The sequence below is a fragment of the Bradyrhizobium sp. AZCC 1578 genome, assembly GCF_036924675.1.
In the GTDB taxonomy this organism is placed as follows: Bacteria; Pseudomonadota; Alphaproteobacteria; order Rhizobiales; family Xanthobacteraceae; genus Bradyrhizobium.
The window spans coordinates 6,423,525-6,446,922 of record NZ_JAZHRZ010000001.1 but is presented as its reverse complement, the minus strand read 5'-3'; the positions used below and the strand labels follow the sequence as shown (position 1 = coordinate 6,446,922).

Sequence of the window (23,398 nt, the reverse complement as noted above, 5' to 3'; positions counted from 1 at the left end):
GACATCTGTAGTCTCGGTCACCGCAGCTGGTCGAGCAAAGCCTTTGCCTGCTTTAGGTCTTGCGTGTCAAAACCCTCGCTGAACGAGGCGCAGATCGGCGCGAAGAAATCGAGCACTTCCTCGCGTCTGCCCTGATCGATCCACAGCGCGGCTTGGTCTATCGCGGCTCGAAGTTCAAGCGTCTTGGCGTGTTGGCTTCTTGCCGTGTTTAATGCCTGGTCGAGCAGTGCCTGCGCCTCGACTTCGACGCCTGGTCCGCCGCGGACGACTAGCACCCGTGCCTTCAGCCGATACAGTTCGGCCTCCAAAATTCGTTCGCTGTTGCGGCTGGTTGTAGCGAGGCCGTGCTCGATCAATTTCAGCGCGGCTTCGTAGTCGTGACCAATCAACAATGGCGGACACAAAAGCACGTAGAGCGCGGTGATGGCCAGCTGATAACCTGCGCTACGATATTCGTCCAACGCGGAACGGATCTCCCCGAGTGCGCTCGGTGAAGGATCGAGCGACGCCACGCATATGCCCCGAATGGCGCGCGCCAAGCGCCATTGCCGGAATCCATGCTCCTCCGACAGGGCGATACAGCGTTCGGCATGGCCTTGCGCAGTCAGGAACTCGCCACGAAGGGCGTGAAGAATGCATGCATAGTAACAAGCATACGCCTGCGAGTGCGGATGACCGATGGCGTCGGCGCGGTGAATGGCAGCGTCCATTCGCATAATTGCCGTATCGGCGTGGCCGAGCAGCCAGAGAGCCCACGACATCAGCGCCAGGTCGGCCACGCCGGCATCCTGGCCCGCCACACGCGCCGCCAGCCTATCCTCCTCGCTGCTCGCCTCGAACGCTTCGTAGGCGCGTTCGATCACTTCATGGGCGGCGGTGAGGTGCCCCATGAAGAGGCGGATCATCCCCTGCCCGCGCATCGCGTTGAGCAACGCCGGTCGATCGTCGCGCGCTTCGGCGAGTTGGAGCAGGGCCACGATCGTTTCCTCGGCCAGCGGCAACTCACCGCGCATTACGCTCGCGGTGGTCAACCAGAACATCACCTGGAGTTGCTCGGGAGGGTCTCCCAGGCGCTCGCACAGCTCACGCGCTCGGGCAAAGGTTGCCATCGCCTTGTTCGAGGCTGGCCCTTGGGTAGCGATCAGGCAGGGCCCGAGAGCGAACTGGAAGTCAAGTTCCAACCTGTCCTTTCGCGCGCTGTCCGGCAGATGGCCCGAGGCCTCGATACCTCGTTGCAAGTGCGCGATGGCCTCAAGGTTGGCCGAGCGCATGGCCGCCTTCTTGCCGGCGTGCAGCCAATATGCCTCCGCCTTTTGGAACAGCCCGGCCTCCGTCAGATGGTGCGCGAGAGTTTCGGGTTGAGTCTCCACAATTTCCGGGAACCGTTGCTCGAAGGCGTCTGCGATCGTGGCATGCAGCGCTGCGCGTCGGCTCTTCAGGAGTCCCGAATAGGCAGCGTCCCGCACAAGCGCGTGCTTGAAGGAATAGACCGCCTGCGGTATCTCGCCCCGGCAGAATATCAACTCCGACCGAACCAACTGGGCAAGCGCCTCCTCAAGTCTCTCTTTTGGCAACCCAGCTACGGTGCTCAGCAGTTCGTAGGAGAACTCGCGACCCACCACAGCGCCGATCTGAGCCACCTCCCTGACCGGAGCCAATCGATCGAGCCTCGCCATCAGTGATGCGTGCAATGTCGTCGGGATCGCCATCGAGGGCAGAGGACGGTTGAGGACATAGTGATCGTCCTGCTCATGCAGCAGCCCGGTTTCGAGCACCGTCTTGGTCAGTTCCTCCACGAACAGGGGCACGCCATCGGTGCGGGCGAGGATCTGGTCCATTACCTCTTCCGGCAGCGTCTTGCCGGCGGTGACGCGTTCGATTAACGCCGCCCCGTTGCGTCGGTTCAGGCGCGTGAGCGAGATCGTCGTCACATGCGCATGACCTGGCCAGGGCGGCGTGAACTCTGGCCTCGCGGTGATGAGCAGCAGCACCCGAAGCCGCGACACCTGTTCCAAGGTCATCGTGAGCAGCTCCAGCGACGTCGGATCCGCCCAATGGACATCCTCAACAATGATGAACACTGGCTGTCGCGCCGCCAAGCCATTGAGCTGAGTCAAAAATGCCGCCAATGTCATCTCCTTGCGCTTCTGCGGGCTCAGCTCCGGCATGCGGTAGCGGTCACTGGGTGGTAGCGACAGAAGGCTGGCCAGAGGCAGCAGTACGCGGTCGGCATCAGCCCGTACGAGCAGCGCTTCAAGCTTCGCGAACTTCTCTGCCGGCGGGTCGCTCCGCTCGAACCGGGCAGCGCGTTCGAGCTGGCGGATGAATGGATACAGCGCACTGTTAGTGTGGTGCGCCGAGCAGAACTGACGCACCGTGATGTGCGGTTCGGCTTGGAGCCGCTCGTCAAGCGCCTGGGCAATGTGCGACTTGCCGATACCGGGCTCTCCGGTGAGCATCACGGCGCAACCTTCGCCACGCCTGGCATGCTGCCAGCGACGCAACAGCATCTCGATTTCCTCGTCACGCCCAATTGGCGGCGCCAATCGGGTTTTGTGCTGTGCCTCGAAACGGCTTTCGACTTCGGTCGTTCCCAGGACCTGCCAGGCTGGTATTGGCTCCGGCCATCCTTTGAGCGCGACAGGGCCGAGATTCCGGAATTCGAAATGCCCATCAGTGAGCCGGTGCGTACTCTCGGAAATCAGCACGGTACCGGGATTGGCGAACGTCTGTAGCCGCGCAGCCAGGTTCGGCGTCTCGCCAATGACCGTCTGCTCTTGAGCCGAGCCTTCGCCGGTCAAATCGCCCACGACCACCATACCGGTAGCGATGCCAACGCGAACCTGTAGCTCGGTGGCGGGGTCTGTCCGGAGCTTGGCCACGGCATCGACCAGCGCCAGCCCGGCGCGTGTCGCCTGTTCAGCATCATCCTCGTGCGCCTGGGGATAGCCGAAATAGGCGAGCACGCCATCTCCCATGTACCGCGCGATAACGCCCTCATTCTGGGCGATAACCTCTGCGATGCAGCGGTGATAGGTGCCCATTACGGCCCGCAAGTCCTCCAGATCAAGGCGGGCCGAAAGTGCCGACGAGCCGACCAAATCGCAAAACATGACTGTAAGTTGACGCCGCCCGGCGTTGTCCGCCGACGTCGGCTTGGTGCCCGTTCGAGGTGTTCGCGTAACCTCTCCCTGAAGTTCTACGATTGCGCGCAGCATTTTGCGGCGATGCCCAAGCAGGACGCCCAAGTCCTTTAGGTCCTGCTCCGTGAGATCTCGAACAACCGAGAGGTCGATGGCGTTCTCGCGGAATCGCTCGGCGTACTCGCCCAAACCGATCGATGCCAGCCACTCTGCAATACCGGTCATGGTATACCTATGGCTTATACAACGAGAATAGCACATCGGAGAGCGTTGCGAAGGCACATCTGTCGACGGAAGCGCCGATCGTTGGACTTCTCGCCCAATGTAACACCGTGGCCCCCGGCGAAAAGTGGACGCTGCCAAGCGCGATGTCTGTCAGGGGGTCAACTTGCGGACATCACGGCGCGGCTGATCCGCGTATGCTTTACCCCCGAAAGCCGGCATTGCAGGTACCTCGCCGCCAGTCTGATGAATACCTGCCCTAGTCCACCTTCGCGCCGGCGAACTTGACCACCTTGCCCCATTTCTCGGTCTCATCCGCTACCAGCTTGCCGAAATCGGCGGGCGAGCCCGGCAGCAGGATGGCGCCGATCTCGGCAAAGCGGGCCTTTGCCTTGGGGTCGGCGAGGATTTCGTTGACCGCCTTGTTGAGCCTGTCGACGATTTCCGGCGGTGTGCCCTTTGGCGCGGCGAGGCCGTACCAGGCGCTTGCCTCGTAGCCCGGCAGGTAATCCGCGACCAGCGGCAAATCCGGCAGCACGTCCGAGCGCGTCGTGCTGGTGACCGCAAGCCCGCGCAGCTTGCCGGATTTGACGTGCTCGGCGCAGGTCGGAAGGTTGTCGAACATGACGTGCATCTGACCGGAAAGCATGTCGGTGAGCGCCGGCGCGCCGCCGCGGTACGGCACATGCTGCATGTTGATCCCAGTCAGCATCTTGAACAGTTCGCCCGACATGTGGATCGTGGAGCCGTTGCCTGACGATGCCATGTTGAGCTTGCCCGGATTGGCCTTGGCATAGGCGATCAGCTCGGGAATCGACTTGATCGGCAGCGAGGGGTGCACCACCACGACGTTGGGAAAGCGAATGATGCCGGCGATCGGCTCCATCTCCTTCATGAAATCGAACGGCAGCCTGTCGTAGAGCGTAGTGTTGATCGCATTCGCCGGCGCCACCAGCAGCAGCGTGTAGCCGTCGGGCGTGGCACGCAGCACCTGCTCGGTTGCGATATTGGTGCCGCCGCCCGGCCGGTTCTCGATCACGAAGGATTGCCCGAGCTTTTCCGACAGCCATTGCCCCATCAGCCGCGAGGTGAGGTCCGCCGAGCCGCCGGGCGTATAGCCGATCACGAGGCGAACCGGCCGCGATGGATAGGCCTGCGCACTTGCGATGCTTGACGTAACGGGGAGCGCAGCCGCACCGGCGACGAGCTGCAAGAACTGGCGACGCTGATATTCCATCATGCTTCCTCCGACAACACGCGCCGGCGGCTCTTTGCGACCGCTCGGCGCGCGCATCCTAGAGCATGATCGGGAAAATTGGATACCGATTTTCGTCAGGGAGAGGCGAAATGCTTTCGCGTTAGCGCGACTGACAGGGCTTTCGTTCGGCGCGCCAGACGCTCACCGCTTCTCAAACACAGTAAGACTATCCTTGCAGCGGCCGCTATGGCGGCGGCGGATAGCGCTCGAAGGTGGGCAGTTCGTGTGCTCGCTCCATCCAGTGAATGCGCTCTGCGGTCTGGATGTGCATCATCGCCGGCACGGCGTCGGGATCGTCATAGGTCGCGCTCTGGATGTCGACGATGCCGGGCATGATATTCGCATTGGTGTAGAACAATCCCGTGCCGCAGTCCGCGCAGAATTGCCGCCGGCCATGTTCGGAGGACTCATAGAGTTTCGGCGTGCCCTTCGTCACCTTGAGCGCATTCTCCGGGTACATCGACCATCCGACCATTGGCGCGCCGGCGTGGCGGCGGCAATCGGTGCAGTGACACAATGCATGAACGATGGGGTCGCCCGCGATCTCGTAGCGAATCGCGCCGCAATGACAGCCGCCGGTGACGTTGACCATGATCACCTCCGATAAGATCGTGGCCCGGATGAAGCCAACGGGGCTACGCAGCTACGAGAGCTTGCGCGACTACGCCGACTTCCTGACGGCGTTGTCGACCAGCGTCTTGCCGAGCGACCAGATCGCGCCGGGGACCTTGTGGCTCGCGGCAATGACGTCGTCGAACGATTTTTCGATCCAGGTGCAATCTTCTTCCGTGATCACCAGCGGCGGCAGCAGCTTGATGGTGTGGCTGCCGTGGCCGGAGACCTGCGTCAGGATCTTGTGATCCTTGAACAGCGGTACGGTGATGAGCTGGCAGAACAGGCCTTTATTTGCGGTCTCCAGCAGATTCCAGGAAGCCTTCAGCTTCAGCGATTTCGGCGGACCGAACTCGATGCCGATCATCAATCCCTTGCCGCGCACTTCCTTCAGCAGTTCATAGCCGGGCACCATGCGGGTCAGTGCAAGGCGAAGCTCGGCGCCGCGCTTGGCGGCCTGCTCGACAAGTTTCTCCTGCTTGATCACATCGAGAGTGGCGATACCGGCGGCCATCGCCATATCGTTCTTCGAAAAAGTCGAGCCGTGCACGACCGCGCGATCCATCTGGTTGAAGATCTTGTCGAAGATGGACTTGCGGGTCAGCAGCGCGCCGACTGGCACGTGACCGCCCGACAGCGCCTTTGCCAAGAGCACCATGTCGGGCTCGACATTCCAGTGCTCGACCGCGAGGAATTTTCCGGTGCGGCCGATACCGGTCTGGATTTCGTCGGCAATGAAGATCGTGCCGTATTTTTTGCACAGCGCGGCAGCGCCCGGCAAAAATTCATCCGAGGGCATGTTGACGCCCTTGCCCTGGATCGGCTCGACAATGAAGGCTGCGACCTGGCGCGAGGACAATGCCTGCTCGAGCGCGGCGAGATCGTTGAAAGGTATCTGCGTGCATCCCGGCAGCAGCGGCTCGAAGCCGCCTCTGAAGTTCGCATCGTCCATCAGCGACAGCGCGCCGTAGGACAGGCCGTGGAAGGAATGCGAGCAGGAGACGATGCCGGGACGGCCGGTCGCACCGCGCGCGAACTTGATTGCGGCTTCGACGGTCTCGGCGCCGGAATTGGCAAAGAACACCTTGTCCAGATATGGAACATGTTCGAGCAGGCGCTCCGCCAGCACGCCCGCGAGCGTCGAGACGTCGAGTTGCACCAGATTGGGAAAATCGCTGTCGAGCACGCTTTTCAGCGCCAGACGCAGCGCCGGATGATTGCGGCCAATCGCAAAAACGCCAAATCCGCTGAGTAGATCGAGATAGCGGGCCCCGTCACGATCGAACAGGTATTGTCCTTGACCCTTCTGAAAGCCCACATCGTAGCCGATGGTCTTCAGCACTCGGACGAGCTGCTCGTTCAGATGGCGCGCATGCATGGAACTGCGCTGCGCCTGCCGCTCTACAATCAGCCCGGAAACGTCTAGATATGAATCTGGCATCGGCTACATACGTCGGTTGATGGCTGTTTCGTCAACTGAAAACGCTCAATGCGGCGTTTTGACCTCTCGCTCGGATCATCTACTTAAACACAGGTTCGAACCATGTTGCACTGCCTAAGAACTGTCGCGCGCACAATAGTTTATTCGGGAATCATTTTAGCCACAGGTCTTAATGCGGCGCTGGCCGCCGATCCCACCGGTGACTGGAAAGTGGCCGACGGTGTTGCCAACATTCGCGTTGCCCAATGCAACGGCAACATGTGGGGCGTCGTTGCCTGGGAAAAGATGCCGGGCGGCAAGGACAAGAACAATCCGGATGCCTCTAAGCAGAGCCGGCCGACTTTGGGCATGCCAATCCTGATCGACATGAAGAAGAAGTCCGGCGTCGATGCGTGGGAGGGTGAGGTCTATAACGCCAAGGACGGACAAAACTACAGCGCGACCATCAAGCCGGTCGGGACCGACCAGCTCGAGATTCAAGGCTGCGTGCTCGGCTTCCTCTGCGGCGGCGAAACCTGGACCCGTGTCGGTCCGCCGATCCCCTTAAGCCCCACCAACAGCATGGCCAAGGGCGCACCGAAGGGTGCATCCGGCGCAGCGCCCAAGACCGCAGCGCCAGCCGCCCCGCCGGCGCCGCCGAAGACCACGGGTGCGGTAAATCCTGCGCCCGCGCCGAAGGCCGCGCCCGGTCAGAAACAGGCGGCCGCCCAGTCCGGCGATATCGGCGACATCTGCTTATTGCCCGACATCGCGCGGTTTGCCCATTAGTGCCGGCTGGAACAGCAAAACCGCAGCAAGCGTGATGACAAACGACAGCGCCAGCAGTTTTCCCATGCTGGCGGTGCCGGGATGACTGGATAGCCACAAGCTTCCGAAAGCGGTCGCAGTCGTCAGCGCAGAGAAAAAGATCGCGCGCGTCAGGCTCGACTGCAGCAGGTTATTTCTGCCCTCGCGCCAGGCCACGACGTAATAGATCTTGAAGGCGACGCCGACGCCGAGCAGCAGCGGCAATGCTACGATGTTGGCGAAGTTGAGTGGCAGTTCGATCAGCACGCAGAGCTCCAGCGTCACCGCGCCGGCCACCAATAGCGGCACCATCGTCATCAGCACGTCGGTGACGCGCCGCAGCGTCAGCCACAACAACAGGCTGATCACCACCAGCGCCCAGATGCCGGCGTGAATGAACGCCTTCACGATGGTGTCGCCGGATTTGAGGATCGACACCGGTCCGCCGATCGCGTTCGGCTCGGCAGCCAGCACCGCATCGGCAAAGCGGCGCAAATTGTCGTTGTCGTTGGGATCGCCTTTCGGTAGCGCCTCGACGCGGATCAGCCCGTCCTTGGACTTCCAGCTATTCAACAGTTCCGGCGGCAGCGTCTTCAGCGTCACCGGCCCGGCTTGCATCGTGTTCCTGAGCTGGTCGAACACGATCTTGAGCGGGGCGACGAAGATGTCCTGGGCCTTGTCGCGCGTCGCCTGGTCGCTTCCGGCAAGCTTCGACAATGCATCGGCCAGCCTTCGCGAGGCAACCGCGCCCGGCCCCTTGCCGTCGCCCGCGGCCCTGCGCAAGCTGTCGACCGAACTCTTCAGCGCCTCCACATTCTCCTCATCGGTGGGCGCCGCGTCGACCGAGTCGGGATTGAGCGCGGGACCGACGACCTTCGCTGCCTTTCCGATCAACTGGAGCTTGGCTGGCTGGTCTTCGGGCACGAAGCTGTCGATCGACATCACGCGAAGGACTTCCGGCAACTTCTCCAGCCGCGCCTCGATCTTCTTCGCTTCGGCTTCGGAATTGGTCAGCACGTTGATGGCGTTGGCGCCGGTGTTGGGATCCTTGCGCAGGTCGAGGAAGGTCGCGATCGATTCGGCCTTCGGATTGCGCAGGTTGATCGGGTTGAAGTCGAACTTCATGAAGTAGAGCAGCGGCAGGCCCGCCACCACGAGCAGCAGCGTTCCGGCGACGATGATGACGCGGTGCCGTTCGAGGAACTCGTCGACCGGCGCCAGAAACGCGTAACCGACAGGCTCGCTTTCTCCGGGCGGGTGAAGCAGCTTCAGCATGGCTGGCAGCACCGTGATGCTCGAGATGAACGCGATCAGCATACCGGCGCCGGCAATCTTGCCGAGTTCGGAAATGCCCTTGTAGTCGGTGGGCAGGAAACAAAGAAAGCCGGCAGCGGTCGCCATCGCGGCAAGCGACAGCGGCACCGACGAACGTCGGGCCGCGCTCTCCAGCGCCAGAGCCAGATCTTCGTTCTTGAAACGCTCGGAACGGTAGCGGACGCTGAATTGAATGCCGAAATCGACGCCGAGGCCGACGAACAGCACGGCAAAGGCGATCGACAGCAGGTTCAGCGATCCCACCATCATCAGGCCGACCGCAGTCGTCAGCGCCAGGCCGATGAACAGGTTCACGAACACCGCGAAAATGATCTTCGCTGAGTGCAGCGCCATCCAGAGAATGACGAGGACAATAAGCACCGTTGCGACGCCGTTGACGATCGCGCCGTCCTGCACGGTCGAATATTCCTCGTTGGCGATCGGAACCGGGCCGGTCAGCCGGACGCGGGCGCTGTACTGGCCCGCGAAATCGAGGTCGGTCGCGGCCCGTCGGATCGCGTCGGTCGCGTCCTTGCCGGGTTCGAGCGCATTGTAATCGAGCTTCGGCTTGAATTCGATGAAGGCGCGGCGGTCGGCATCAGTCAAAGGCTTGTCGCTGACGAGCTCGCGCCAGGAGAACGTCGCCATCCCCTTGCTCAGGATATCCTCGACCGTCTGGCTGATCAGGTTGAACGGGCGCTCGGTATTGTCGAGCTTGACCTGCCCGCGCTTGACACCGGCAAGCCCGGTTTCCAACGCGCCGGTCAGGCCGCGAATCGAAGGATCGCCGGCCATGATCTCGATCAGGGGCGCTGCGGCTTCGAGCTGGCCGGCGACCTTGCCGACTTCTTCCACCGGCAGGAACAGCAGCCCGTTCTTCTCGAAGAACTCGCCGGAGCCGAGCGGCTGCACCGATTCGAAATGTTTGGTGTCGCCGGACAGCTTCGTGGCCAGCGCCTTGGAAGCCGCACTGGCGAACTCGGGGCTCGGCGCCTCGACGACAGCCAGAATCAGCTTTTCACGGTCAAAGGCCTGCTCGAACTGATTATCGCGCTTGCGCCAGTCGAGGTCGGGCGAAATCAGCGTATTGATGTCGGTGTTGATGGCGAAATGCCGGGCGGCATAGTAGGCCCCCCCGACCGCCAGAAGCAGGGAGACGATGACGACGAGAGTGGCAAACCGCGTACAGGTTCTGACAACGGCGACAACAACACTGGTCAGCACTTCGTTTCTTTCTAAATCTAAAAGGAGAGCTCGGCGAAAACGCCCCGCTGTCTAGCGGAGTTCCCGCAGCCGATCTAATGTTGTTTTGGTTACTTCGCCGAGGGTTCAAGCGAAGTCGCCACAACAGACCGGAACGGGCGTTCGGGCGCCGGTATAGCCGGTCCGGGTGGGCGATAAAGTGACGAACCGGTAGGAACAACCGTCCGGGCAGCGCATTTATCGGTATCTAAATACCCAACGTCCGGTAACCATTGCGCGATCCACCTTTTCTATCCGCACAATTTTTGACACATAGTCCTGCGCTTCCATGTGCCTAGTATGGGGATTACCTGCGGGAACCAGCCATGGTGCGGATATTGCAAATATCCGGAGTGTGATCGGCTGCACGGAGGCCTTCGGGTGAATTTGCGAATTCGGTATTTGGTGCAACTTGCGTAATGGACATCCAATGGAAGTGTATCTAGCGCAGCCTCGCGGATTTTGTGCGGGCGTCGTGCGTGCCATCGAAATCGTTGAGCGTGCGCTTGAGAAATACGGCCCGCCGGTCTATGTCCGGCACGAGATCGTGCACAACAAATACGTGGTCGAGAGCCTGAAGGCCAAGGGCGCGATCTTCGTCGAGGACCTGTCGGAGGTGCCGCCGCTTGCGGTAACCGTGTTCAGCGCCCATGGCGTGGCCCGAAGCGTCGAGGAAGAGGCCGCGGCCCGCGGCCTGCCGGTCCTCAATGCCACCTGCCCGCTGGTCACCAAGGTCCATAATCAGGGTAAACGGTATATGTCCAAGGGCCGGACCCTGGTCCTGATCGGCCATGCCGGCCATCCCGAGGTCGAGGGTACCATGGGCCAGGTTCCGGGCCCGGTTCTCCTGGTCCAGAACGTCGATGACGTGGCGGCCCTGCCGCTGCCGACCGATGCCCCGGTGGCCTATATCACCCAGACCACCCTCAGCGTGGACGACACAAAAGACATAATCGCCGCCCTTCAGGCCAAATTTACAGATATTCAAGGCCCCGACATCCGGGATATCTGCTATGCGACACAGAACCGCCAATCTGCGGTAAGGGACCTGAGTAAGCTGGTGGACGTCATCTTGGTGGTGGGGGCTGCCAATAGTTCCAACTCAAACAGGCTTCGTGAAATCGGCACCGAGGTCGGCGTCGCGAGTTATCTCATTGCCGACGGGAGCGAGCTGAACCCTGATTGGCTGAAGGATGCAAAGGCTGTCGGCATTACGGCGGGCGCATCGGCGCCCGAAGTTTTGGTCGACGACGTGATCGAGGCTTTGAGGCGTATCGGACCCGTCACGGTCTCGGTGCTGCCCGGCCGGGAGGAAAATATCGAGTTCCGGCTTCCGGCCGAACTGACTGCGGGTTGATCCACTTCAAGATTTACAGGTCCAGAAAGAAAATCTCCAAAATGGCAATACCGTTCTTCAAGGAAATGCGTATCGGCGGCTATCTGATGAAGCAGAAGCTGCTCGGCCGGAAGCGCTACCCGCTCGTGCTGATGCTGGAGCCGTTGTTCCGCTGCAACCTCGCCTGCGTAGGCTGCGGCAAGATCGACTACCCCGATGCGATCCTCAACCGCCGCATGACCGCGCAGGAATGCTGGGATGCGGCCGACGAATGCGGGGCGCCGATGGTGGCAATCCCCGGCGGCGAGCCGCTGATCCACAAGGAGATCGGCGAGATCGTGCGCGGCCTCGTGGCGCGCAAGAAGTTCGTCTCGCTCTGCACCAACGCGCTGCTTCTCGAAAAGAAGCTCGATCTGTTCGAGCCCTCGCCGTACTTGTTCTTCTCGGTGCATCTCGACGGCCTCAAGGACCACCACGACAAGGCGGTGTCGCAGAAGGGCGTGTTCGATCGCGCGGTTTCCGCCATCAAGGCCGCAAAAGCGCGCGGCTTCACCGTCAACGTCAATGCGACCATCTTCGACGGTCACGCCGCCGAAGACATCGCGAAGTTCCTGGATTTCACCACCGAACTCGGTGTCGGCGTCTCGATGTCGCCGGGCTACGCCTATGAGCGCGCTCCGGACCAAGAGCACTTCCTCAACCGCACCAAGACTAAAAAACTGTTCCGCGACGTCTTTGCGCTCGGCAAGGGCAAGAAGTGGAATTTCATGCATTCAGGCCTGTTCCTCGACTTCCTGGCCGGTAACCAGTCCTACGAATGCACGCCTTGGGGCATGCCGGCGCGCAACATCTTCGGCTGGCAGAAGCCCTGCTACCTGCTCGGCGAGGGCTATACCAAGACCTTCAAGGAGCTGATGGAGACCACGGACTGGGATTCCTACGGCACCGGCCGTTACGAGAAGTGCGCCGACTGCATGGCGCATTGCGGCTATGAGCCGACCGCTGCCAACGCCGCGCTGACCAGTCCCTTCAAGGCGATGTGGGTCGCGCTGCGGGGCGTCCGCACCTCGGGTCCGATGGCGCCCGAGATCGACCTCTCCAACCAGCGCCCGGCGCAGTACATCTTCTCCGAACAGGTTCAGAAGAAGCTGTCGGAAATCCGCCGCGACGAGGCGGCTGCTGCCGCCGCCAAACAGCAGGCGAAGGCCTCCACCGCCGCCTGAGCGAGCACGGAAACAAGTTTAAAGGGCCCCGGTTCTTGAGCGAACCGGGGCCCTTTTGTTTTTTGAGCCTTCGAAAACCCTGAAGCCTGCCTCAGGCCTCCGCCATGGCAAAGCTCTCGCCGTGCAGGAAACCACGGCAGCCGCGCAGCGAGCGCAGCGCGCGGTTGAAATCAAGGCCCGTGGAGACCAGCGCACGCAGCGTGGCGGGATTGCGCGCCACCCCGCGCAGCACCTTGCCGAGGTCGATGTCGCCATTCGGCTTGATGGCGCTCTTGGCGAGCGCCGGAAGCGCCCTGGTGGCCGGATCGGAGATGACCCGCAGCGCCGCGAACGGAAGCCCGGCCTCGGCCGCATAGGCCGCCGCGATGTGGCTTTCCATATCGACCGCCGCCGCCCCGGTCTCCGAATGCAGCGCGGCCTTGCAGGCGGTCGCCGCGATCACCTGTTCCACACCCGAAAGAATGCCACGGACCACGCGCCGGCGGCGCAGCGCCGCGCGGGTAATCATTTCCTCGTTCAGCGCCAGGCCTGCCAGAAACCGGGTATCGCCGGCCAGAACCTCGGTCGCCACCACCACATCGCCCGATTTCAGCGACGGATCGAGCCCGCCGGCGACGCCGAACGAGATCACACCCCTGAAAGTGGTAGAATCCAGCGTTGCCAGCAGTGCGCGCAATTGTTGCGGGTCGCTGGAACTGCAGATGACGATCATGCCGGGCCCGGCCGCAATGCGGGCTTCCTGCACCAATCCTGTAACGATCAAAACCGGTCGCGGATCATTCGAATTGCGATCAACCGAATTGTCCACGATCGCGGCGGCCCCCGCCTCCAAAGTCACATCCCGACCCCTACCACCCTGCTGTTGGTGCTTCTCAAATTCCGATACCGCGCCAGCGCCCAGAGCGGAAAGAACTTCGAGTAGCCATGATACCGCAAGTAAAACACCCGCGGAAAGCCTGTAGCCGTGTGGCGCGCCTCATCCCACAGTCCTTTCTCCGTCTGTGTGGCTTTTAGGTACTCCACGCCCCGCACGACGGCCGGATGTTCCACCTCACCGGCCGCCATCAATCCAAGCAAAGCCCATGCCGTTTGCGAGGAGGTCGACGGCGCCTGCTCATATCCCTTGTAATCGAGTCGGTAACTGACCGCATCCTCGCCCCAGCCGCCATCCCGGTTCTGGATCGAAACCAGCCAGTCCGCCGCCTTCCGAATCATGGGGTCCTGGTGGTCCACGCCGGCGGCATTGAGCGCACACAGCACCGACCAGGTTCCGTAGATGTAGTTCAGTCCCCAGCGGCCGTACCAGGAGCCCTCCGTGAGCTGGGTGCGGCGCAAATAGGCAATGCCGTCCGCGACCGCCTTGCTGGTTTGCGCGGTCTTGCCGAGCTGAGCCAGCATCGAGATGCAGCGCGCGGTGACGTCCTCGGTCGGCGGATCGAGCAGCGCGCCGTGATCGGAGAACGGGATGTTGTTGAGGTAATATTCAAGGTTGTTGACGTCGAAGGCAGCCCAGCCGCCATCACGGCTCTGCAGCCCCTCGATCCACTCGCGGCCGCGCGCAATCGCCTGATCGTATTCCTTGCTGCCGGTCTGCCGGCGCGCCCGGTCCATTGCCATCACGACCACGGCGGTGTCGTCGAGATCGGGATAATAGTCGTTGTTGTACTGGAACGCCCAGCCGCCCGGACGAACGTTGGGCGCCTTCGCCGCCCAGTCGCCCTTGAGCTCGAGCACCTGCCGCGGCTTCAGCCAGTCGAGACCCTGCTTCATCTTCTTGAGCGTGTCCTCGCCGCCGGCCTCGGCAAGCGCATGGCAGGTCAGCGCCGTGTCCCACACCGGGGAGACGCAGGGCTGGCAATAGGCTTCGTGCTCGCCGATCACGAGCAGATTGTCGATGCCCTTGCGGGTGACCGCACGCGGCGGATAATCCGGTCCCTTGCCGAGCGCGTCGTACATCATCACGATGTTGGCCATCGGCGGATAGATTGCACCCATGCCGTCTTCGCCGTTGAGCCGCTCCTCGGTGAACGCGAGCGCGGCGTCGATCGCGCGCTGGCGCAGCTTCTTCGGAAACAATGGTTCGACCACGCGCAGGATCTTGTCCAGCGCGCTGAACAGCGTGAACCAGCCCCAGCTTTGATGCGGCGCCTTCGCGTTCATCCCGACCGATTTGGGATCCTGCAGGAACAACTCGTCGATGCCGACCCCCTTGGGATTCTTCGCCAGCGGCTTCAACGCCGCCATCACCATCAGCGGCACGATCGTGGTGCGCGCCCAATAGGAGATCTTGTTGAGATGGAACGGCGACCACATCGGCAACAGCATGATCTCGACCGGCAGCACCGGCACCGCGCGCCAAGTCAATACACTGTAGAACGCCAGCAGAAACCGCGTGAAAACGTTGACGCGGGCAGCACCGCCGCGGGAGCGGATCGCCTCGCGCGCGCGCACCATATGCGGCGCATCGACGGAATCGCCAATCATCTTCAGCGCGAAATAGGATTTGACGCTGGCGCTCATGTCGAACGGGCCATCCTGCACCAGCGGCCACCCGCCATGATTGCCTTGGGTGCGACGTAGATAGTTCGCGATCTTGGCTTCGAGCTCACTGTCGATGGGCTCGGCGAGATAGTGGCGCAGCAGGATGTATTCGGCAGGGATGGTGCTGTCGGCTTCCAGCTCGAATACCCAGTGTCCGTCGGATTGGCGGTAACCGAACAGCGCCTCGGTCGCGGAAGAGATGCTCTTTTCCAGGGCAACGGGGTCGACGGTGTTTGCTTTGTCGATGGCAAGCATTTCGCTATACATCCCTATGTTCGCGACGGGCTCTGTGAAGCCGGTCACGCAACTCGTCCTCAGGCCTAACGCCTCGCCAGGACCAGATCGGCGGCGCGATCGCCCGACCGTACCGATCCCTCGATGGTTGCCGGCAATCCGGTATCAGTCCAGTCGCCGGCGAGAAACAGGTTTTTGAAGGACGTCACCGCCCCCGGCCGCAGTGCGTTCTGCTCCGGCGTCGCCTCGAAGGTCGCGCGGCGCTCGCGCACGATCTGCCAGGGCGGCAATGGAGTTTCGCCCGGCAGGCCGGCGGCTTTGCAGACATCCCGCCAAATCGCCAGCGCGAGTTCTTCGCGCGGCATGTCGACGAGCCGGTCGCCATTGCTGATGGTGACCGACAGCCGCTGCGGGAATGCGAACAGCCACTCCACCAGCCCGCCAACGACGCCTAGAATCGGCGGCGCATCCTTGGGCGGATCGAAGCGGAAATGCGCGTTGACGATGGCGCGGAATTTCGACGGCGTCTTCAATCCCGGCAGCAGCGCCGCTGCAGGGCGCGGCGGCACTGCGAGTACCACGACGTCGTCGGGGCCGAGCGCGATGCTGTCGCCAACGAATTTCAGCTCGCCGATATGGCTCCCCTTCATCACGAGTTCGCGCAGCTCATGGCCGAGTTGGATCGAGGCGCCCTTGTCCTGCAAACGCTTGATCGCCGGCTCGACCAGCACGGCGCTGAGGCCATCGCGCGCGATCAGCGGCCGGCAGGCATGCCCACCCGCCAGCAGCGTTTCCCGCACAATCGCGCCGGCTAGGCCCGCCGAACCCTCCGGCGGATCGACATTGAGCGCGGCCAACAGCAGCGGCTGCACCAGCCGCTGGTACAGCGTGCCCTTGCAGGGGATCGCATTGCCGACCAGTTTGTCGGTACCTGCCCAGATCAGCGGCATCAATGCGAGGTAATCGAACAGCTTCGTATCGGGGACGCGGCGCGCCTGGTCGAACACCCACAACGGCAACTTGCCGTCGCCAAGGTCGAGTTGCCAGCGCTGGCCGGTTGAGATGTCGACAAAGGGAAACTGCGCAAGCTTTGGCCCGACCAGCCCCGTCTCGGTGCCGATCGATTTGGCGTAGGCCAGCGCATGACGGTTGCCGGACAACAGCAAATGATTGCCGTTGTCGATCGTGAGGTTGGTGGCTCCATCGAAATAGGACCGGCAACGGCCGCCGGCCTGCTGGGTGGCCTCGTGGACATGCACCCGGTAATTGGCGTTGGCGAGCCGCACGGCCGCTGAAAGGCCGGAAATGCCGGCGCCGATGATATGAACGTTTTTCTGCATCAGATGATCGCGTATCGGAGAAGGATGGCGATTTTCGCCCATTTGTGGACGCGGACCGGCTCGCGCGGGGCGGCAAAGCCCCGGGCCAGCAGCAAGTCCAGGATCGCGCGGTAATATTTCGACATGATCCGCGGCGCGCGCACCACGCGCCGCGAATTGCGTTTCATGATTTCGTCGGCTTTCTCGAAATGCTTTTTCGCGCGCTCGGCCAGCGGCAGGCATACTTTCGGCAATGCGCGATCGACGATCACCCGCTGCGGATCGTCGGTCGTGATGCCGGCAAGCAGCAGGCCTTCGCGAGGCAGATAGAGGCGACCGAGGCCGGCGTCTTCATCGATGTCGCGCAGGATATTGGTCAACTGCAGCGCGCGCCCGAGGTGGTGGGCGAGCAGTATGCCGTCTTCCTCGGGCAGGCCGAACACGCGCACCGACAGTCGCCCGACGGCGCTGGCGACGCGGTCGCAATAGAGATCGAGGGTCGCAAGATCCGGCGCCCGGATGTCTTGCGGCACGTCCATCTCCATGCCGTCGACGACGGCGAGAAAATCCTCGCGCTTGAGACCGAAGGTTTTGACCGACGCGGCATAGTCTTGCAGACGCGGCGGTGGGTGCCCCTGATACAGCGCATCGATATCGTCGCGCCATTGCTGGAGCGCGGCCAGCCGCTCGGGTCGCGGGCCGTCGGAATCGGCGATGTCGTCGACCTGACGGCAGAAGCTGTAGATCTGGAACATCGCCTCGCGCTGGTCGCGCGGCAGGATGCGCATCGCGGCGTAGAACGAGCTGCCGGACGCGGTGGCACCGTAATCTGCGTTGGCCGCCGCCGGATGCAACGTCATGCGTCGGCCGCCGGGTTTGCCTGGGGACGGCGTCCAATCGCGCGGCGGGTGACCTCGCCGGCGATGCCGCCGATGGTATGGCCGAGCAACTCCAGCTTGCTCAAATGCACGCGCTCGCTGAGCGGATCGCGCACTTTCAGCATGCCGACGATCTTGTCGGCAAATGCCTGGATCACTGCAATATCGAGTCCGAGCCGAAAATCCTTTACCGCGACACTCAACGACCTGCTTCCATTGAGGAGGGTTTCAGTCCGCACCGCGAGCGCATGGAGACATTGCAACAGCGCCGGCTGCGATTTCCCCTCGCCCAGCATCTCGACGGTGGCCCCGCTTGCTGCCAACGCATCGCGCGGCAGGTAGACGCGGTTGAGGTTTTTGTAGTCCTTGCCGCAGTCCTGCAAATGGTTGTTGATCTGTAGGCCCGCGCACAGCGCGTCGGAAGCGGCCCAGGTCGAGGTGCTCTCGCCATGAACGTCGAGCATGAAACGACCGACCGGCATGGCCGAATAGCGGCAATAATGAATGACGTCGTCCCAGTTTTCGTAGCGCAGCTTGGTAACGTCCATCCGGAACGCGACCAGCACGTCGAGCGCATGGCGCGGCGCCATCGCGCGCTCGGCCAAGGCACGGCGCAGATTGACGGCCTCCGCTTGCGTGTCGCCCTTGCCGAGCAGTTCGGCCTCGAGCAGGTCGAGATAGCGCAGCTTTTCTTCCGCGCTAAGGGTCGCGTGGTCGGCGATGTCGTCGGCAGTCCTGACGAAATTGTAGAATGCGAGGATCAGCGCCCGGTGACGCGGATGAATGATCCACGACGCGACAGGAAAATTCTCGTCGCGGTCGGTCTTTCCGGATCGCAGGTCGCTCGCGGTGGTCATCAAAAACTGGCTACATCAATCGGGATTGGCGGCATGCGCCGACGCTCGGCGCATGCGAGATCGCGAGCCCCATATAGGGGAATACGCTACCAAAACCAATGCTATATGGGCTTATTAACCCCGCCCGTGACGCGCGTCATAGAGCCGAACATGGCTTTTTCCGCGAGGATTGACGGGCGTAGCGCCTTATTGGCCGTTGTTCTTGAGAACCGTGTTGCAGGCCGCGCTGATCTTGGAGCGATTCTCCTTGAGACAGGCCAGGATCGTGAGGTCGCCCTGGTCGATGACCGGACGGCAGTGCTTCTGCACGTCACGGGTGCAGGCCTTCTGCTCCTCCGCCGTTCCGCTGCGCTGCTGCGGCTGCTGGGCGAAGACGCTCGTAGAAATCGAGATCGACAACAAGGTGAGGGCCAGGAGAGATTTACGCATCGTATTCCTTCATTTCGGCAGCATGAAATCCCGTTCCCGATTTGCGTTTCGGCTTCGCCGGGCGGATTTGTTTGGATGGCAGGTGCCGCGTAACGCAGCAACGTGTACAGGACAAGCATGGCAAATGCGGCTAAATTTACGGCGATCTCAGCGCGATAAATAACCGGCTGATATCTAAAGTGTATTTCTGCCACACTTTCTTGGAAATTGGTTCTTGCAGACGATCTAGCGCGAAGCTAGATGCTGCGCCGACGGAGCTGATGCAACGCCTTGATTCCCTTCGGTCGCTTGCGGCGTTTCTTCCTGCCGCGACCGCCGGAAACAGCATCCCGGTCATTTGAACCTAACATACTGCGGGAACACTAAATCTTCGATGCGGCGAGACCTATCTTTACGAAGAACGTCTATTTGAGGGGATGACTCACGATGAAACTGTTTGGTTCCAGCTTGCTCTGTCAGGCTCTTGCAACGGCCGGCGTCGGCGCCGCGCTGATGTTGTCGATCGCTCAAAGCCATGCGCAGGCGGGCGGCCCGTTTGCCGGCTTTGATGGAAACTGGAGCGGCACAGGCACGGTCGCGCTCTCCAACGGCACCACCGAGAACATCCGCTGCAAGGCCGACTACAAGGTCAACGCCAACGGGCTTGGCCTGAAGCAAAACCTGCACTGCGCCAGCGACAGCTACAAGTTCGATCTCTCGAGCGATGTCACCAGCCAGGGAGAACGCATTTCGGGCAACTGGAGCGAAAAGAGCCGAAACATCTTCGGCAATCTGCAGGGCACCGCCGGTGGTGGCCAGATCGACGTGTTTGTCGAAGCATCGGGATTTGCAGCCAACCTGAATCTGCGCACCACCGGCAACAAGCAGAGCGTGCAGATCGACTCCAAGGGCGAGATCCGCGGCGTCAAGATCACGATGACCAGGACCTGATACGGTTCTTGGAAGCAGTAGCGCCAAGGGCGGCTTCCCCGGGTGCCGCCATTTTTATTTTCGGCAGCTCAGCGGAATTGCCACGCCCAATGCGCTTCGCCGCGGTCGCGGCGTTCCGTCACCTCGAGACGCATGAAGCGATCATGCGCGAGCGCGGCCCCCACCCACAATTCGTTCCAGGCATCGAACACTTGAGGCGACAGCGCTTCACGTCCCGTCATCAGGCGCCACGAAGTCTGGCGCACGGTTGCGCCCGAGCCTTCGACTTGCAGTTCCGCATCATCGTCCTGCCCCCGCGCAAGTCGGGCGAAGGCCTTGGCGAAACCCACCGCCCCCGCCTCCACGCCACCCAACAGCGCAGCGACGTCGTCGAAGGTGTGCATCCCGACGAGCCGCGCCGCGGCGCCGGCGAGATGGCCGCCCTCCTCCGGTCCGAGCACGGCAATCGTCTCCGGAACGACCGAGATGATGTACTCCATCGCATAATTGCGAAGCACCTTCTGCAGCCGTTCCTCCGGCCATGTATTCTCCGGCAGGCGCGGCGCGACTTCGGCACGGAACGGCGGACAGCGTTCGCCCGGCGAAAACTGCAGTCGCTCCTCAGGCGCGAGATCGTGATCCCATTCCTTGTAGTAACCTTCGAGCCCCGGCTGACCGTCAACGGTCTGGCCCGTGCAGACAAAGCCGAGCCTGGGATTGCCGAGCACGACGCCGTTGTTGGCATGCCATCCGCGCAACATCGCCCGCGAGACTTCCGAGGGGATTCCGCAAATGGCCGTGCCGGACCAGATCCAGCGCGGCGGTGGATAGCGCACCCAGGCCTTGGTGTCGCTCTCGTAGACATATTCGACCTTCACGCCGCCGACCTGGTTTGACAGATAGTGATATTGGGCGCACGCGACCGCATGCGGAAGCTGGTCGAGGCCGAGCTTCTTCAATCCGGGAAGGAAGCGCGCCAGTTGCTGGCGCCGGAAGGTGCGAAATACCACCTCGGCCGCGCGCGGCGCGCCGACCCGCGACGCCAGCATCAGGATCAGCCCGGTGAGATAGGAATGATAGATGTGTTCGACCGCGCGGTAGGCGGCGGCGTCGGCCGCAGGGCGAGCGGCTAATCCTGCAGACGTCATTCCTCATCCCCTCTGCGGCTGCCGTTGGCCGGCGACCCCTATTGTTCAGCAGCGTTCGTTATTCGGCAGCCTTGTTCTCCGCTGGCTTGACGTGACTGACGCCGCGAATCTTTTCCGACAGGCTGATCAGGAACATCGAGGTCGGCCGCAGGATGAAGAGGTCAGCGACCAGCGCTGCGATCATCGAGAACGCGCTGAGCCAGCCGAACAAGCGTAGCGACGGCAGGTCGGAGAACACGGTGACGCCGAGGCCGCAGGCCAGCACCACCGTGGTCAGAATCAGCGCCGGACCGACCAGCACGGTGGCGCGCTCAACCGCCAGTCCCGCAGTCACGCCCGGCTTGCTCTCCAGCCGCAAGCGGTTGAGGAAGTGGATGGTGGCGCTCAAGCCGAGGCCGAACGATACCGTCAGCGCGACGACGCTGGCGAATTGCAGCCCCTCACCCATTATCCAGAGCACCGTGCCCGATGCTACGACCGGAAAAATGCCGGGCAGGATGCAGGAGAACATCACCACGACCGAGCGGAATGCGAGGCCAATGAAGATCGCGACCAGCAGGAACTCGACCGTGAGGCCGGCATTCAGCTTCGAAATCATGTTGGCGCTGTTGCGGGCGGCAATCGCCGACAGGCCGGTGACCGCAATCTCATAACCTGGATGCTCGGCGCGCACCTTGTCCAGCGCCTTGTCGAGCTTGTCGACCACGGGAAGGATTTCGCTCGAATCGAGATCGGGCACACGTCCTGAGACCACCACCGCATCTTGTTCGGCCGAGATGAAGCGACGGACCAGATGTTCCGGGATGACGCTGACATATTCCTTCAGCGTCGCGACGTCGTTGCTGCCGGCCTTTTCGGCGAGCCAGCGGCGCAGCGTTTCCAGCGACCAGACGTTGCCGACGCCGGCCGACTTCTCGACCATCGAGTGGACGTCGGCGATCGTCTTCAAGGTTTCCGGCGCGTAGAGCGAGGCGCCCTTGGGGAATTCGATCAGCACGTCGATCGGGTTGGCGCCGGTGAGCTTGGCGTCGAGCCGGCCCGATGCCGCCACCGCCTGCCGCTTGTCCGGCACCTGGTCGGCGAGCCGGTAGCGCGGCTCCAGCGTGGCGTAGATGTAGCCCAGCGCACCGACGAAGATCAGCGCGATCAGGCTGAACATGCCGGGGCGGCTGACCATGCGGACCGCAATCCAGTAACAGAAATTGCGCAGCGCCTGCACGCCGGCGTCGGCGCTCTGGAACTTCACCGCAAAAATCTTCTCGTTGCGGACGAACAGCACGCCGAATACGGGCACCAGCGACAGCACGGCCACCAGCGCGATGATGGTGGCGGCAAGACCGGCCTCGCCGAATTTGCGGATCAGTTCGGAATCGGAGAATTGCAGCGCGATGAAGGAAATGCCGGCGGTGCCATGGGTCAGCACGCAGGCCGGGCCGACTACCAGCACGGCGTTGGTGAAGGCCTTCAGCTTGTCCTGGCCGGCAATGAGGCGGTCGCGCGCCGCGAACGTCAACTGCATGGAGTCCGAGAAGCTGATCACCATGATGAGCGGCGTCATCACGTTCAGGAACATGTTGAGATTGAAACCGGCCCACCCGAGGCCACCGAGCGCGAGCAGGATCGCGATGATCGGCGGGAAGGCCGCAACCACCATGAACGATATCTTGCGGAAGAAAACGATCGCGATGATGCAGCCGGCCAGGATACCGAGAATGTTGTAGGTCAGCCCGTCGCGCTTGACCGCGTTGCGGATCTCGAGCTGCATGACGGGAACGCCGGAAAGCTGGGCGTTGAGCCCGCTGCCGGAAAGATCCTCGGCCATGATCTTCCGCATTTCGCCGACCACCGTGCCGAGATCGTTCGAGGAAACGACCTTCGGCTCCAGCGACAACACGATCAGCGCCAGCGTACCGTCCTCGGACAACAGCTTGCCGCGAATGATCTCGTTGGATTTGACGGTCTCGGCGAACTTGTCGTAGGCGGCGCCCTGCGGCAGTTCGGGCGGGAACAGCGCGGCCGGCAACTTGCCGGGCTCCGGCGCCTGACGCGCCGAAAACAGCGAGACCAGGCCGCGCACACCCTCGACCAGTTGCAGGTCGGTGACCATGTCGCGGATCTTTTCGAGGTTCTCGCGGGCCAGCAGCGTCTTGCCCTCGACCACGACCAGCACGTCGAATTCGGTCGCCGGAAAGCGCTTGGTCACGGCCTCATATTGCTTGAAGTCCTTGGAATCGGAACGGAACAACTGGCTCAGCGAGTCGTCGATCTTGATGCGCTGGATGCCGAAGATCGCCGCCACGATCAGCACCGCGAGAATGACCATGGACAGGATCGGCGCCTTGATCGCGATCAGCCCCATGCGCTCGAGCCCGAAGGCGATGCTCTTGCCCTGCGGCGGCTCCTCTATGGCTGCGACGTGGACGCGACTTTCCGAGTTCTTGTCGAGCATACCCTGTCCAGTTCTCACGTCGGCCTGTTTGTGTAGCTTGGTTTTTTGTGCAGCTTG

17 protein-coding genes are annotated in these 23,398 nt (G+C 62.3%); 4 read left to right on the top strand and 13 right to left on the bottom strand.

Translation table 11 applies throughout. The features are described from left to right. Positions 1–17: 17 nt before the first annotated feature. From V1290_RS30680 to hpnO, 4 genes are all read right to left on the bottom strand, one after another. Complete coding sequence (locus tag V1290_RS30680) at positions 18–3,368, bottom strand: adenylate/guanylate cyclase domain-containing protein (protein WP_334367831.1); 3,351 nt, start codon at positions 3,366–3,368, stop codon at positions 18–20. Between the two features lie 256 nt (positions 3,369–3,624). After that, positions 3,625–4,602, bottom strand: coding sequence for a Bug family tripartite tricarboxylate transporter substrate binding protein (locus tag V1290_RS30675; protein ID WP_442895087.1), 978 nt, complete (start codon positions 4,600–4,602; stop codon positions 3,625–3,627). A gap of 205 nt (positions 4,603–4,807) precedes the next feature. Beyond that, positions 4,808–5,215: a GFA family protein gene (locus V1290_RS30670; RefSeq protein ID WP_334367829.1), complete on the bottom strand. Its 408-nt coding sequence runs from the start codon at positions 5,213–5,215 to the stop codon at positions 4,808–4,810. 69 nt (positions 5,216–5,284) lie between these two features. Next, positions 5,285–6,676, bottom strand: a complete 1,392-nt coding sequence (hpnO, locus tag V1290_RS30665) for an aminobacteriohopanetriol synthase HpnO (RefSeq protein WP_334367828.1) — start codon at positions 6,674–6,676, stop codon at positions 5,285–5,287. A 102-nt stretch (positions 6,677–6,778) separates the two neighbouring features. On the opposite strand from hpnO, the gene V1290_RS30660 reads away from it, so the two are divergent. Beyond that, positions 6,779–7,444, top strand: coding sequence for a DUF2147 domain-containing protein (locus tag V1290_RS30660; RefSeq protein WP_334367827.1), 666 nt, complete (start codon positions 6,779–6,781; stop codon positions 7,442–7,444). On the opposite strand, the gene V1290_RS30655 is transcribed toward V1290_RS30660, so the two are convergent. Then, a complete protein-coding gene (locus V1290_RS30655) occupies positions 7,412–10,000 on the bottom strand; it encodes an MMPL family transporter (RefSeq protein WP_334367826.1) in 2,589 nt (862 codons plus the stop codon). The two genes, V1290_RS30660 and V1290_RS30655, sit on opposite strands and share 33 nt — an antisense overlap. Positions 10,001–10,448: 448 nt before the next feature. On the opposite strand from V1290_RS30655, the gene ispH reads away from it, so the two are divergent. Together ispH and hpnH are read left to right on the top strand one after the other, a co-directional pair. Then, a complete protein-coding gene (ispH, locus tag V1290_RS30650; protein WP_057848041.1) occupies positions 10,449–11,375 on the top strand; it encodes a 4-hydroxy-3-methylbut-2-enyl diphosphate reductase in 927 nt (308 codons plus the stop codon). Between the two features lie 41 nt (positions 11,376–11,416). After that, complete coding sequence (gene hpnH, locus V1290_RS30645; RefSeq protein ID WP_334367825.1) at positions 11,417–12,577, top strand: adenosyl-hopene transferase HpnH; 1,161 nt, start codon at positions 11,417–11,419, stop codon at positions 12,575–12,577. 91 nt (positions 12,578–12,668) lie between these two features. Here hpnH and V1290_RS30640 read toward each other — a convergent pair whose 3' ends face one another. From V1290_RS30640 to V1290_RS30615, 6 genes are all read right to left on the bottom strand, one after another. Beyond that, positions 12,669–13,385: a phosphorylase gene (locus tag V1290_RS30640; protein ID WP_334369224.1), complete on the bottom strand. Its 717-nt coding sequence runs from the start codon at positions 13,383–13,385 to the stop codon at positions 12,669–12,671. Positions 13,386–13,411: 26 nt separating this feature from the next. Further along, entirely contained in the window at positions 13,412–15,373 is a 1,962-nt protein-coding gene (gene shc / locus V1290_RS30635; protein WP_334367824.1) for a squalene--hopene cyclase, read from the bottom strand. A 65-nt stretch (positions 15,374–15,438) separates the two neighbouring features. Continuing rightward, the gene (hpnE, locus tag V1290_RS30630; protein ID WP_334367823.1) at positions 15,439–16,692 is read right to left on the bottom strand and encodes a hydroxysqualene dehydroxylase HpnE; all 1,254 of its coding nucleotides are present in this window, start codon (positions 16,690–16,692) and stop codon (positions 15,439–15,441) included. Continuing rightward, positions 16,692–17,531 carry a presqualene diphosphate synthase HpnD gene (gene hpnD, locus V1290_RS30625; RefSeq protein ID WP_334367822.1) on the bottom strand — a complete coding sequence of 280 codons (840 nt, stop codon included), beginning with the start codon at positions 17,529–17,531 and terminating at the stop codon, positions 16,692–16,694. The genes hpnE and hpnD overlap by 1 nt, the downstream gene beginning before the upstream one ends. Further along, positions 17,528–18,406 (bottom strand): squalene synthase HpnC, encoded by an 879-nt coding sequence (hpnC, locus tag V1290_RS30620; RefSeq protein ID WP_334367821.1) that lies wholly within the window; start codon positions 18,404–18,406, stop codon positions 17,528–17,530. Before hpnC ends, hpnD begins: the two co-directional genes overlap by 4 nt. A gap of 186 nt (positions 18,407–18,592) precedes the next feature. After that, complete coding sequence (locus V1290_RS30615) at positions 18,593–18,835, bottom strand: hypothetical protein (RefSeq protein WP_334367820.1); 243 nt, start codon at positions 18,833–18,835, stop codon at positions 18,593–18,595. A 426-nt stretch (positions 18,836–19,261) separates the two neighbouring features. On the opposite strand from V1290_RS30615, the gene V1290_RS30610 reads away from it, so the two are divergent. Next, the gene (locus V1290_RS30610; protein WP_334367819.1) at positions 19,262–19,765 is read left to right on the top strand and encodes a hypothetical protein; all 504 of its coding nucleotides are present in this window, start codon (positions 19,262–19,264) and stop codon (positions 19,763–19,765) included. Positions 19,766–19,833: 68 nt separating this feature from the next. Here the strand turns inward: V1290_RS30610 and V1290_RS30605 are convergent, their stop codons facing one another. Both V1290_RS30605 and V1290_RS30600 read right to left on the bottom strand, forming a co-directional pair. Beyond that, positions 19,834–20,892 (bottom strand): hypothetical protein, encoded by a 1,059-nt coding sequence (locus tag V1290_RS30605; RefSeq protein WP_334367818.1) that lies wholly within the window; start codon positions 20,890–20,892, stop codon positions 19,834–19,836. Between the two features lie 58 nt (positions 20,893–20,950). Next, positions 20,951–23,341, bottom strand: coding sequence for an efflux RND transporter permease subunit (locus tag V1290_RS30600; protein ID WP_334367817.1), 2,391 nt, complete (start codon positions 23,339–23,341; stop codon positions 20,951–20,953). Positions 23,342–23,398 lie beyond the last annotated feature (57 nt).